The sequence below is a fragment of the Zobellia laminariae genome (assembly GCF_030553095.1).
Taxonomy (GTDB): Bacteria; Bacteroidota; Bacteroidia; order Flavobacteriales; family Flavobacteriaceae; genus Zobellia; species Zobellia laminariae.
Genome location: NZ_CP130738.1, coordinates 3,402,615 through 3,415,625, shown reverse-complemented (window position 1 = coordinate 3,415,625; position 13,011 = coordinate 3,402,615). Strand labels below are relative to the sequence as shown.

Here is a 13,011-nt window from a genome sequence, read left to right as displayed (position 1 = left end):
TTTTCGGCAGCTTGTTTTTGGTTTAAGTAGGTAGAAATGTTAATCTTTTCTGCTATCCGAAAAAAAGCTCTGAGAAGAGTGCAAACCCTTTTTCTCTTTTTATATTAGTGGAAACAATTGGAACATGCAGTTAGATTTAAAAAAATACGTTTTAGCCCTAAAACATACCTTTAGTATTTCTCGTGAATCTCACGATTTTCAAAACACTTTAATCGTTAGTCTTTCTTCAGATGGAAAAACTGGCTATGGAGAAACCACATCTAACCCTTACTACAATATTACCGTAGAAAGTATGATGGCAGAAATTGAAACCATCAGAAAAGAAATAGAAGCCTTTCACATAGATCATCCTGAAAATTTTCATGCTTTTTTGACAAGTAAAAAGCTGTCTAATTTTGCTATCTGTGCATTAGACCTTGCTGCTTGGGACCTTTTTGGTAAACTGCAAGGAAAGCCACTTTATGATATTTGGGGAACAGGAAACACCTCCTATCCAATAACAAATTACACTATAGGTATTGCTCCCGTTGAAAAAATGGTGGAGAAAATGAAAGAAATGCCGTGGCCTATTTACAAAATAAAATTAGGTACGGATGATGATGTTGCTATTGTTAGAGCTTTACGCGAACATACCGATGCTATTTTTAGGATAGATGCCAACTGCGCATGGTCTGCAAGTGAAACCATTGCAAACGCCCCATTATTAAAAGACTTAGGCGTAGAGTTTCTTGAGCAACCTTTAAGAGCCGATGATTGGGAAGGCATGGAAAAAGTTATGCACCACAGTGTACTGCCTGTCATTGCAGATGAGAGTTGCATTGTAGAAAGTGATGTTCAAAAATGTGCGCTTCATTACAGCGGTATTAATATAAAATTGACCAAATGTGGAGGTATTACTCCTGCCCTACGCATGATAGCCGAGGCAAAAGAAATGGGAATTAAAGTAATGATCGGTTGTATGACAGAATCTACCGTAGGTATTTCTGCCATAGCCCAATTAGTTCCTCAACTGGACTATGTTGATATGGACGGCCCGTTATTACTTAAAGGTGATATCGCCGATGGGGTAAAAATTTTACCAGACGGAAAACTCGTTTTTTCAGAACTGAATGGAACAGGAGTTAGTTTAAGATAATGAACCATTATATTGATACATTTCCGGGCAGAAAGATTACTCTAAACGGAGTTTCTCATCTTTATTTTGGAGGTACTTCGTATTTAGGTCTCCAAACCGATAGCGATTTTCAGAAACTATTTATAAGTAATATTAAGAAATACGGTACCAATTATGGAGCTTCAAGAAAATCTAATATTCGCCTGTCCGTCTTTGATGAAGCTGAAACGTATTTAGCCAAAATCGTGGGCAGTGAGGCATGTGTCACTTTATCATCTGGGTACTTATCTGGTCAGTTTTTGGCACAAGTACTCAACACCAAAGAACATCAGTTTTTTTATGCACCCAATACACATTCTGCGCTCTATCAATCTAAAATAAAATCGTATACCACTTTTGCTACATTAAACATTGCCGTTCGCGAGCATTTAGAATCCAATAAATCTACGCCTGTTATTTTTTTAGATAGTATAGATTTCTCCGGCTGCAATTATCCTGATTTTGAAACTTTGAAAATTCTCCCGCTAGAGGATATTATTTTGGTTGTAGATGATTCTCACGGATTGGGTATTGTTGGTGAAAATGGTGGAGGCGTTTATTCTATTTTAGCAAAGCTGAAAATAAAAGAACTTATTGTATGTGGATCATTGGGCAAAGGTTTCGGTATTCAGGCAGGTGCTGTTTTTGGCACAAAAGAACGTATTCATTTTCTAACTGAAACCCCATTTTTTGGAGGCGCCAGCCCTGCAACGCCCGCAGCCATGGCAACGCTTGTAGAAGCAGATGCCATTTATGAACTGAAAAGAAAACGACTGCAGCGTAATATGGATTTGTTTTTTGGCAATCTTAAAAAACGAAAAGCATTTCATTTTATGAAAGGGCATCCTGCCTATACGTTTTCTGATGAGCAGTTAACCGAGTATCTTGAAGCAAACCGTATTATTGTAACCAGCTTTCCCTATCCTGATAAAAGTTCTCCGCTTATGAGTAGAATTGTATTGAGTGCAGCGCATAAAAAAAAGGATATTGAGCACGTTTTACATTGCATCAATATCCTTCCTTAAAAGACTTTTATAAGTTCTTAGTCTCTATCCCACCAAACTGGGTCACCAATTCCTTTGGTTACAGCTTCTACCTGTTCTCCGTTTCTGGTTTGTTCAGAAGTTGGGTACTGAGCTCTCCTCACCCATTGTCCATTTAAAACTTCATTATGACCAACGGGCAGTTCCAATCCTATAAATACATTAGGATCAAAATCATATCTTCTTAAATCTACAAACGATTCCGGGTTTAGAAAAGTGGCAATAAACTTCTCTCTCATAACCAAGGCCATCGTTAAATTATCTGCTCCCACCGCAATTGAAGCATCACTTAAGTAAGCTGCTTTATCTGCTGGAGCAACGCCAAGCTTATCCATGTTTGCTCCTATTCCTTCTAGATATGCATTGTAAGTATCTGCAGAAGTACCAACAGATGTAGCATCTCCTCCATTTTGAAGAAATAATGCTTCAGCCTCCATAAATTTTAACTCAGAATAACTGCCCATGATTATAGGAGCACTCTGGGAAGAATAAAAATTGTCAGCTCCTAAATCGGTATTAGCGCTTATATTATCTTCTTCTTCGGTTTCTGCTAATTTATAACTGCCAGCACCACCATTTAGACCTCCAAGATATTCTGTGTCGTCTTCACCTATTGTAGTAATCAAAGGTAAACGTGGATCAAGGTCTATGGAAGCAAATGGAATAGATGTACCATCCATAAGACTCACTAATTGATCAGATAACAATACAGAAAAGTTACCCGTATTATTAGGAAGTACTACTCCTGAGTTCCATGGATTAAAATTTCTTTCGTTGTACACCAATTGAAAATCATCTTCATTACTTGAAAAACTATTGGACACACTACTCAATACACCTTCAATAGCTACATTTTGGTCAACCTCAGAAAGGTGTAACGCATACTTTGCTTTTAGAAAATAAGCTGCTTTAATCCATTTTGTAGTATCACCTCCATAGACTAAATCGTCTTCACCAATGGAGAATCCTGAACTATCTGCGCCTTCCAAAAAGGTAATCCCCTCATTCAATAAAGCATTTATTTGCCCATAAACACTCTCTTGTGAGTCATATGATGGTCTAAAATTTGCTTCGCCTTCTAGGGCAGTTGAAAAAGGAACATCTCCCCATTGATCTGTAGCAAGGCCCAAATTAAATGCTTGTAAAATTTTTGCCACTCCTATATAATGACCGGCTTCATTACTCTCTGCAATAGTAACTACTTGATCTAAATCTGCTAAGGCTTGTAAATAGATATTACTCCACCCCCAGTTATCTGAACTTCTTCCTGAGTATCTGCACCATACTCAAAATAAGAAGCCAATTGTTGTGAGTATTGACAGATGCTTAAAGCAATACTATAATGTGCGGAAGAGGAATTATAAATTGCCGTAGGCAAAAGATCTGCTTCTGTAACATTTTCAGGAAGCTCTTTATTAGGGTCGACATTATCGCCCAAATAATCATCGCAACTTACCAAAAGGCTAGTCGCTACCGTAATTGAAAAAATATATTTTAAAACTTTCATCTTTCTAGAAATTAAGGTTTAGACCAAATATGAACGACTTTGTGTTAGGTATGTTTAGACCGGTAAAACCGTAGGCGTTTGTACCTGCACTAAACTGGCTACCTTCTGGGTCATACCCTCTAAATGGCGTATCTAACCATAGGTTGGTTCCTGTAAAACTGAAACCCATAGTCGTAAATGGGGTGTTCTTTATGAGTTTGGTAGGAAGATCATAAGACAAAGTAACGTTTCTCAATCGCCACCAAGATGCATCTTGAACTAAGATTTCTGAAGCACGATTGTAAACTGCAGAATTTCTGTAATAGTTTTCATCTATAAAGACGGGAATATTATTTGGAGTACCATCTGCTAAAACACCGTCTAAAACAGTTGTAGCATCTCTGAACTCAGTAATTTGTAACACACCATTTCTAATACCATTTCGTTGGCCAGAATCATACAATTCACCACCTTCTTTTCTCTCTATTAAAAATGATAATGCTAACCCTTTATATTTTAGCGTACTACTTATGCTACCTAACCAATCTGGTAATGCACTACCTACTTTTACCCTGTCCGAAGGATTACTAGCAACAATAGATGGGAAACCGTCTTCGCCAATTAGTCTACTGCCATTTTCGTGCTTTTCCCATACATAACCAAAAAGGTCACCAGGTGCACCACCTACTTCTAGTTTAGAGATAACTCCATAAAACCACTATCTGCAAAAATAATCTCATCTACACCGTTTGGTAACGAAATAACTTCTGCGTCTACTTTAGACCAGTTTAATGTAACGTCCCATTTAAAATTATCTGTTTTAATAGGTACAATGTTAACCAATGCCTCAAGTCCTCTATTCTCTATTTCCCCAGCATTTAGAACAAACGTATCATACCCTGAAGATTGTGCAACCGGAACGGGTAGAATCTGATCTTTACTATTCTGCTTGTAATACGTGAAATCAATTCCAAAACGATTGTTGAAAAACTTGAATTCCCCACCAAATTCTACCGAAGCAGTTCTTTCCGGTTTTAAAGTACTTGATCCACCAGAGCTATCTCTAGAAAGACCGTCTACAGTTCCGAACGGGAAATTAGATGGTTGGTCATAATAAATACCTACATAGGCAGATGCATCCTTACCAACCTCAGCATACGATGCTCTAAACTTAGCAAAAGTTAAGAAATCTGGTAAGCTACCTGCATCTTGAAGTGTCTGTGAAAGAACATAACTTAAGTTAAAAGACGGGTAGAAGAAACTTCTATTTTCTTTTGGTAAAGTAGATGACCAATCGTTTCTACCAGTTACGTTCAAGAACAAAGTATTCTTATACTCTAATCTAAAGTCTCCAAAAAGACCAACAACTTTACGTTCTGCTCCACCTATATCTTCAAAAAAGTTATTGGCTTGACCAAACGCTGTCATATTATCTGGGTCAAGACCTTCAGCTCTTGTGGTCAATCTTCTGCTTTTAGTGTTAGATATTTGGTTACCTACTAGTAAGGAACCAGATAAATCTTCACTAAAGTCTTTTGAAAGTGTTACAAATAAATTAGATGTTAATTCATTGTAATTTAAACCTTCATCTACAATAAAACCATTGGTTGCAGAACCAGGATCAATATCTGGCGGCACAAATCTTAGTCTTGAATCATGGTAATTATCTACACCCAATTGGTATTGTACCTGAGCCCAATCATTAAACTTATAATTGAATTTAGTGTTAGCTAAAATTCTATTTACTTTACTATCCAAATAACTTACTTCGGCAAAATAACGTGGGTTATCCACTACTCCCGCTGTATAGTTTTTTTCATCTCCATTTGGCAAAACATAATCGTTTATATCTATAGTTGGCGACCAATACGATAGCGAACTCATAACCGACTTATCTCCACCATTTGGTAATCTACCATCAGAAACTATATAGGATAGAGAAGGTTCTACTGTAAATTTATCAGTAATGTTAATTGAACCTGATAGCTTTAAAGAAGTTCTATCAAAATACGTGTTCGGCACTAAACCTTCATCATCGGAACGAGAGACAGAACCAAAATAAGTATAGTTTTCTCCACCACCACTTACGTTCAAAGAATTGTTCGTTGTAAATGCTCTATTGAAAAAGTTCTTGAAATTATCATAGTTCTTATCATTTGGACCGTATTCTGGGCCTAATGTCCAGAAACCAAAACTATTCCCGTCTGCAAAGTCATAACCGTCTGGAGCATTATTATTAGAAGTTGAAATAATTTCACCTCCTCTACCTTCTCTCCATTTGGTTTGAACATCAGGAGTTTTATTTACTTCTTGCCAACCTATGCTAGTTCTAAGGTTAAATTTTGTTTCTCCATTCTTTCCTTTTTTTGTGGTAATAACTACAACACCGTTTGCAGCTCTTACACCATATAATGCGGTTGCAGCAGGACCTTTAAGAATTGAAACACTTTCAATATCGTTTGGGTTTAAATCCGCTCCTCTATTGGTAAAAGAAAATTGCTCTGAGGAAGAAGGAGCATTAGAACCTGTACTAGGTAAAAGATTACCTGTTGAAGCCTCGTTACTAATAGGTATACCATCTACAACAAATAGCGGTTGGTTGTTTGCCGATGGGTTCAAAGAGGTTATACCTCTTATTATAATACTAGAACCTGCTCCGGCTGCACCACTACTGGAATTAATATTCACACCGGCCACTTTACCTTGTATGCCACTTAACACGTCTCCGTTATTATCGCGGTTAAGTTCTTCTGAACCAATTTCTTGAATAGCATACCCAACGGAACGCTTTTCTTTCTTTATACCTAATGCAGTTACCACAACCTCGTTTAACTGTTGTGCATCTTCTTCTAAAACAACATTAATGGTTTGATTAGCACCAATTGTGACGGTCTTACTTTTCATTCCTATGTATGAAAAGTTGAGTGCATCACCCTCAGCAGCTGATATGGTATAATTACCATCAAAGTCTGTGGTAGCACCTTTGTTTGTTCTTGCGACTACAATAGAAACGCCGGGAAGCGGAACATTTTTTGTGTCGGTTACATTTCCTGAAATTGTTTGCCCAAATGATGTGTACGAGCACAAAAGAGCAAACATTACGAGTGTAATATTCTTCATGTGTTTGGAGTTAGTTAATTACTAAAATTAGCAAATAATTGACTAAATACCTTGGTCTTGAGTGCAGAAATCACACATCGGCAAAATACATTCTCCTTATTATTAATATGTCGATTTTATTCGATTTGAATTTCAAATACCCAATATTGAGGATTTTACCTACACTGATAATATCATACAATTTTGTTACAAAAAATACGATATTCATAAATTTTGTTGTAACTTATTGGTACAAAACCGCTTATCCACTTAAACAACACTATTATGAAAAAACTATTAGGATTAGCTTTATTAATGCTTTTACTCATCTCTGCAACAGGACCTACATCTGTTGAAAACGAACTACACCCTTCAATTGAAGGAACATGGGAACTGACTAGCCGTTATAATTATGATGGCGAAAACGTTACGGACACTTTAACGCCTGTAAAGGGGTATAGCCAGATTAAAATGTTCTATAACGGAAAGGTTATGTGGACGCGCTATACACCTAATAAAGAAGTAGAATGGTTTGGTTATGGCTCCTATGCCGCTACAGAAAATACTTTAGTTGAAAAATTAGAATATATGTCTGCTTCCATGCGTAAAATCGCTAATGAAGATATGCAATGGAGTATGGAACTACAATTAGACAATAATACGTTCACCCAAATTTCATTGGATGAAGATGGTGGACGGATTGCTTCGGAAAATTACCACCGCATAGATTAACTACGGCTCCTTACGGCCTGTTTATACAGGCTGGTCTTATATATTAGTATACGTCAACCTTAAAACACTTGGCCATGAAAAAAATAATCACTTTAATCTGTATTTTATTTTTACTTATTTCCGCCACCAAATATGAAGCTCCTGAAACACCGTACCACCCTACTATTGAAGGTACGTGGGAATTAGTGAGCCATTATAATTATGCTGATGGCGTTCCTACCGACACACTACTGGCAGCAGATGGATACCGCCAAATTAAAATGTATTATAACGGTAAAGTAATGTGGACCCGTTATGTACCCAACGATTCTGTTGAATGGTTTGGCTACGGTTCTTATGAAACTACAGACAGCACACTTACCGAAAAACTAGAATACATGTCTGCCTCTATGCGAAAAATCACCAACTCAGATATGAAATGGGATATGGAACTGGAATTGGATAAAAATAGTTTCAGTCAGATTTTTACCGATGAGGAAGGAAATAGAATTAATTCCGAAAACTATAAACGCTTGGATTAATAATTTTCTAACAAATAAAAAAAGCTGCATAATGCAGCTTTTTTTTGTTCTATATATTGGTTCTTTTAAACCGTTTCCTGAGGAGTTTCCACAGTCGCTAAATAACGCTCAGCATCTAATGCAGCCATACAACCTGTACCGGCAGCTGTAACTGCTTGACGATATTCTTTATCTTGAGCATCTCCACTGGCAAAAACACCTTACTTGTTAGTTTTTGTAGATTTCCCTTTAGTTATGATATATCCCGTTTCGTCCATATCTAACTGTCCTTTAAAGATATCTGTACTTGGCTTATGACCAATAGCTATAAAAAGACCTGTAATAGCAATATCTTCTTTTACTCCAGTTTCATTATTGACCATACGTAGACCTTCAACAACTTGTTCTCCTAGAACCTCATCTACTTCTGTATTGTATCTAATCTCTACATTCTTTAAGCTTTCAACACGGTGTTGCATAGCTTTAGAAGCACGCATGTGATCTTTACGAACTAACATGGTTACCTTGTTACAGATATTTGCCAAATAAGAAGCCTCTTCTGCTGCAGTATCTCCTGCACCAACAATAGCTACATCTTGACCTCTATAGAAAAATCCGTCACAAACAGCACATGCAGATACACCTCCACCACGTAAACGCTGTTCACTAGGGATGTTCAAATATTTTGCCGAAGCACCAGTGGAAATTATAATAGTTTCCGCTTCTATAGTCTTGTTATCATCTATGGTTACCTTGTGAATACCACCAACGGTATCACTCAACTCAACAGCTGTTGCCATTCCAATACGTACCTCAGTTCCAAAACGCTCTGCTTGCTGCTGTAATTGCACCATCATGGTTGGACCATCAATACCTTCTGGATAGCCTGGAAATTATCGACCTCAGTTGTAGTGGTCAATTGCCCTCCGGGCTCCATCCCTGTATACACAACCGGTTTTAAATCTGCTCGAGCTGCATATATTGCTGCGGTATACCCTGCAGGTCCCGATCCTATAATCAACGTTTTAAGCCTTTCTATTTTCTCAGACATAATCAAATACTCATTTTAAATAGTTAATGAACAAAAATAGACTTTTTGTAAAAAGCCTCTTCTAAAAGTTATTAAAAGTTTTTCCTATTGGTCGTTTTACCTTGTGATTCTTACAAACCTTCTAACATGCTATAAATAGGCGGTTTCCCAAGAAGAGAAAGACAAGTATCCAACTTTTACCTAAAAAAAATGTTGAAAAACCAAACCTTTGGTAAACGCATCCCGTAAATACTTGTTGAAAAATATTAAAGTATTATGGATGATTTAAAACTGACATGTGTAATTATAGAAAACTCTATTCTTCACAGCAAGGAACTAACCAAAATAATAAATCAGCACCCGAATCTAAGCCTTAAAAACACTTATAGAAATGGAATAGAGGCCAAGAAAAATAAAGCCAATGAAAATGTAGACCTAATCTTTCTTACCGTAGAACTGCCCTTTATTAACGGGTTTGACTTAATTGAAACTTTTAAAGAAAGTCCGCAAATTATATTGGTAAGCAGTACCCCTACTCATGCCTTTAGAGCTTTTGATTATACTATTACAGATTATTTACTAAAACCCCTGTTACCTCTAAGATTTCACAAAGCGGTAAAAAAAGCACTTCACAATGCACAACCCACCACGAACCATAAAGGTGAAGAACACTTTTTTGTAAAAAGTAATTCTAGAAAAGTGAAAATAAATTATATGGATATTAAATGGATAGAAGCTTTAGGAGACTATGTAAAATTAGTCACCAAAAAGTCTAACCACATTGTTCTGTCTTCCATGAAGGACTTTGAAAAAAAATTACCTGATTCCCAATTTATCCGTATTCACAAATCGTACATCATCAACTTAAAAAGAATTGAGAAATTTAATAATACCATGGTTGAAGTTGAAGGCAAGAAAATTACTCTAAGCCGAAGCCGAAGAGATAACTTTATGAGTGCCATAGGTACTGCTTAAATTCTAGTTCTCCACCGGAATCACTAAAAATGGTATTTCTACACTAAAACTCACTTTTTTAATTACCGGTTCCCTCATTATACCTTCTATAAGATCATGGTCATATTTAACCATAGTCAAGAAATCAATATCCAATTCTTTTAAAAATACTTGAATGCTCTTTGTCTTATTAGTAAAATTAGGCATCCAATGATATGTGGGGTCAAATTCATTTAAATAAGCGTCTAACGTATTTCTGTTAGACTCTTGCGTGAAATCTAACCGTTCTTCCTCATTTATGTGCATAATATGTATAGATGATTCAAAACGGGAAAGAACACTTTTTAAGGGTGCCAAAACCTCTGCCGAAAAATTTCTTTTGTAACTAGTTACTAAAGCCACTTCTTTGGGCGCTTTATAAAAACATCCCTTTGGAACTACAAGTACGGGACATGCCGCTATTCTCAAAACATTCATTGTTTTAGTACCCAAGAACACAGATTTAGCTCCAGTAGCTCCTTGCGTTCCCATAACTATAATATCTACACTTTCTTTTATAATTACTTGTAAAACCTCATCCACTAAAGATTCTAATGCAATGTGTGTTATAAACTGATGTTTGGGATTATGGTTTGTAAGTTCTAACTCCTCACGAAACTCATTTATTTCGGTTTCTGTTTCAGTCAGCCAATTATCGCCTAGACCTATCTGTCCGGGTGAACCCAAAATATAATCAATCCTCATTGCTGTTGGGGTGTAGGTATGCAAAAGATAGAAAGTACACTCTACCTCTTTATAAAAATGCAGGGCATAATCTATGGCATTTCTAGAATTTTCAGAAAAATCGGTCGGTAAAAGGACTTTTAGCATGACTTTTGATTTAGTTTTATAAAACTATGGCTTTCAAAAATAAAAAAACATGACAACTATCAGTTTTACTGTTCATATCAGTGAAATTTAAGAGTCAGACTCAATTTTAAAAGTGCTGAAAAGCCAGTAAAATATTATATATTTGCATTAGCTAACCTATTTTTTATCTGGCCCCACAACTGTAAAAAGAAGGTGATTAGTTAATAATTATTTAACCTCTTTAAGAAGTTACATACTTTTTAAACAATCCTCTTACTATGAATTCTGTAAAATTAACGTGTGTAGTTATAGACGACTCTAAGACGCAACGTACTGCAGTCGCCAAACTTATCAAAAACCATATTAATCTTCGTTTTGTTGCTGATTATAAAAATGCAATTGAAGCGCAAAAACATATGGAGGAAAGCGATGTAGACCTCGTTTTTCTAGATATAGAAATGCCTTTGATCAATGGTTTTCAATTTCTAGACTCTTTAAAAAGCCGACCGCAGATTATTCTAATTTCTGCAAAAGAAGAATATGCCATGCAGGCTTTTGACTATGATGTAACCGATTATCTTCTTAAACCTATACGTCAAAACCGTTTTAATACGGCTATTAAAAAAGCACTACAAAACAATATTGAGATTGAAGAAAATGAAGATGATTATATTTTCGTGAACAGCAAACTCAAAAAGGTTAAATTACCTCTTGGTCAAATAAAATGGATTGAAGGTCTTGGTGACTATATAAAAGTAGTTACAGACGAGAAAAATGTTTTGATTCTGTCTACTATGAAGTCTTTTGCCGAAAAGCTACCAGAAGATAGATTTCTAAGAGTACACAAATCATATATCATAAACTTAGACAGGGTTGATAAATTTAACGGATCCCAAGTTGAAGTCTGCGGACATTCAATTCCATTAAGTAGACATAAAAAACTTGCACTAGAAGACGCACTAATGAACTCAGAGGCTCAATAGTTTCTACTCTCATATAAAAAAGGCCAATCTTAAGATTGGCCTTTTTTAATTATAAGATAGATGTACCACCACTTGGCCGTACTTCAAATGCTTCCAATGTAATATCAAACTTATCTTTATATGCTTTTGTAGCAGCACTTACAAAATCTCCAACAGCGCTTTCGTGCACAATGTTCAATGTACATCCGCCAAAACCACCACCAGTCTGTCTAGCACCTAATATTTGAGCGTTATCCTTAGAGAAGTCTACCAAGAAATCCGATTCAGGACAACTTACTTCATACTCCTTACTAATACCGTCATGGGCTTTATAAAGAATCTGACCAACCTCTTTAAGATTGTTTTGTTTTAATGCATCTACCATTTCCAATACCCTATCATTTTCTTTTACGATAAATGAACATCTGTTGTAAACCGTAGGGCTCATATCTTCTTTGGATGCAAGAAGCATTGTTTCATCAACATCCCTTAAAGATTTTACATTAGGGTATTTCTTCTGAATAATGGCTACACCCTGTTCACATTCTTGTTTCCGGGTGTTATATTCACTAGAAGCTAGATTATGAGAAACCTTTGTATTAAGAAGTATGATTTTAAACGGATGTAAATCTATAGGAATATGCTTGTATTCCAAAGAACGGCAGTCTAATAAAATAACATTTCCCGCTTCGCTCATTACCGAAGCAAATTGATCCATAATACCACATTGTGTTCCCACGTACGTATGCTCTGCAGTCTGCGAAAGTTGAACCATTTCTATTTTAGAAAGACCCAAATCAAAAATTTCATTAAGACCAAAAGCCAAACCACATTCCAAAGCTGCTGACGAGCTTAGACCAGAACCAGTAGGCAAGTTACTTTCTACGATACAATCAAAACCTCTAACTTTATCAGTTCTTTTTGAGATTTCATTCAACACGCCTAGAATGTAATTCTCCCACTCTACTTTACTTACCGCAATCTTATCTAGATTTAATTCAAAGCCCGTGTCGTATGTTTTACTGTACACATGACATTGGTTTTCGGAACCGTTCTTTTTAAAACTGAATGTAATATTCTTTTCTATGGCTGTTGGAAGCACATAACCCATATTATAATCAGTATGTTCACCTATAAGGTTTATTCTACCCGGTGATGATATGACTAATTCTGGTTTAAAATTTTCTAAAAACTGCATAAGAG

Annotated in this window: 12 protein-coding genes and 1 pseudogene; 6 read left to right on the top strand and 7 right to left on the bottom strand. The window is 36.2% G+C overall.

Features of this window, described 5'->3' with window-relative positions; translation table 11 throughout:
• The first annotated feature begins 124 nt into the window (after positions 1 to 124).
• Positions 125 to 1,135 carry a dipeptide epimerase gene (locus Q5W13_RS16345; protein ID WP_304443741.1) on the top strand — a complete coding sequence of 337 codons (1,011 nt, stop codon included), beginning with the start codon at positions 125 to 127 and terminating at the stop codon, positions 1,133 to 1,135.
• Positions 1,135 to 2,178, top strand: a complete 1,044-nt coding sequence (locus Q5W13_RS16340) for an aminotransferase class I/II-fold pyridoxal phosphate-dependent enzyme (protein WP_304443740.1) — start codon at positions 1,135 to 1,137, stop codon at positions 2,176 to 2,178. The genes Q5W13_RS16345 and Q5W13_RS16340 overlap by 1 nt, the downstream gene beginning before the upstream one ends.
• A gap of 17 nt (positions 2,179 to 2,195) precedes the next feature.
• Here the strand turns inward: Q5W13_RS16340 and Q5W13_RS16335 are convergent, their stop codons facing one another.
• The 4 genes from Q5W13_RS16335 to Q5W13_RS16320 form a co-directional block, all read right to left on the bottom strand.
• Complete coding sequence (locus Q5W13_RS16335; protein WP_304446531.1) at positions 2,196 to 3,431, bottom strand: SusD/RagB family nutrient-binding outer membrane lipoprotein; 1,236 nt, start codon at positions 3,429 to 3,431, stop codon at positions 2,196 to 2,198.
• A complete protein-coding gene (locus tag Q5W13_RS16330; RefSeq protein ID WP_304443739.1) occupies positions 3,413 to 3,703 on the bottom strand; it encodes a hypothetical protein in 291 nt (96 codons plus the stop codon). Before Q5W13_RS16330 ends, Q5W13_RS16335 begins: the two co-directional genes overlap by 19 nt.
• 4 nt (positions 3,704 to 3,707) lie before the next feature.
• The gene (locus Q5W13_RS16325) at positions 3,708 to 4,145 is read right to left on the bottom strand and encodes a hypothetical protein (RefSeq protein ID WP_304443738.1); all 438 of its coding nucleotides are present in this window, start codon (positions 4,143 to 4,145) and stop codon (positions 3,708 to 3,710) included.
• Positions 4,146 to 4,372: 227 nt separating this feature from the next.
• The gene (locus Q5W13_RS16320) at positions 4,373 to 6,802 is read right to left on the bottom strand and encodes a SusC/RagA family TonB-linked outer membrane protein (RefSeq protein WP_304443737.1); all 2,430 of its coding nucleotides are present in this window, start codon (positions 6,800 to 6,802) and stop codon (positions 4,373 to 4,375) included.
• 264 nt (positions 6,803 to 7,066) lie between these two features.
• Between Q5W13_RS16320 and Q5W13_RS16315 the strand changes: the two genes are divergently transcribed.
• Positions 7,067 to 7,513 carry a hypothetical protein gene (locus Q5W13_RS16315; protein WP_155595718.1) on the top strand — a complete coding sequence of 149 codons (447 nt, stop codon included), beginning with the start codon at positions 7,067 to 7,069 and terminating at the stop codon, positions 7,511 to 7,513.
• A gap of 74 nt (positions 7,514 to 7,587) precedes the next feature.
• Entirely contained in the window at positions 7,588 to 8,034 is a 447-nt protein-coding gene (locus Q5W13_RS16310) for a hypothetical protein (protein ID WP_304443736.1), read from the top strand.
• A 65-nt stretch (positions 8,035 to 8,099) separates the two neighbouring features.
• On the opposite strand, the pseudogene trxB reads toward Q5W13_RS16310, so the two are convergent.
• Positions 8,100 to 9,064, bottom strand: a pseudogene (gene trxB / locus Q5W13_RS16305) (thioredoxin-disulfide reductase).
• Between the two features lie 255 nt (positions 9,065 to 9,319).
• On the opposite strand from trxB, the gene Q5W13_RS16300 reads away from it, so the two are divergent.
• Entirely contained in the window at positions 9,320 to 10,018 is a 699-nt protein-coding gene (locus tag Q5W13_RS16300) for a LytR/AlgR family response regulator transcription factor (protein ID WP_304443735.1), read from the top strand.
• A 3-nt stretch (positions 10,019 to 10,021) separates the two neighbouring features.
• Here the strand turns inward: Q5W13_RS16300 and Q5W13_RS16295 are convergent, their stop codons facing one another.
• Positions 10,022 to 10,867, bottom strand: a complete 846-nt coding sequence (locus tag Q5W13_RS16295; protein ID WP_304443734.1) for a universal stress protein — start codon at positions 10,865 to 10,867, stop codon at positions 10,022 to 10,024.
• 257 nt (positions 10,868 to 11,124) lie between these two features.
• On the opposite strand from Q5W13_RS16295, the gene Q5W13_RS16290 reads away from it, so the two are divergent.
• Complete coding sequence (locus Q5W13_RS16290) at positions 11,125 to 11,829, top strand: LytR/AlgR family response regulator transcription factor (RefSeq protein WP_155595713.1); 705 nt, start codon at positions 11,125 to 11,127, stop codon at positions 11,827 to 11,829.
• 49 nt (positions 11,830 to 11,878) lie between these two features.
• On the opposite strand, the gene galK is transcribed toward Q5W13_RS16290, so the two are convergent.
• Positions 11,879 to 13,006 carry a galactokinase gene (gene galK / locus Q5W13_RS16285; protein ID WP_304443733.1) on the bottom strand — a complete coding sequence of 376 codons (1,128 nt, stop codon included), beginning with the start codon at positions 13,004 to 13,006 and terminating at the stop codon, positions 11,879 to 11,881.
• Positions 13,007 to 13,011: the final 5 nt, after the last annotated feature.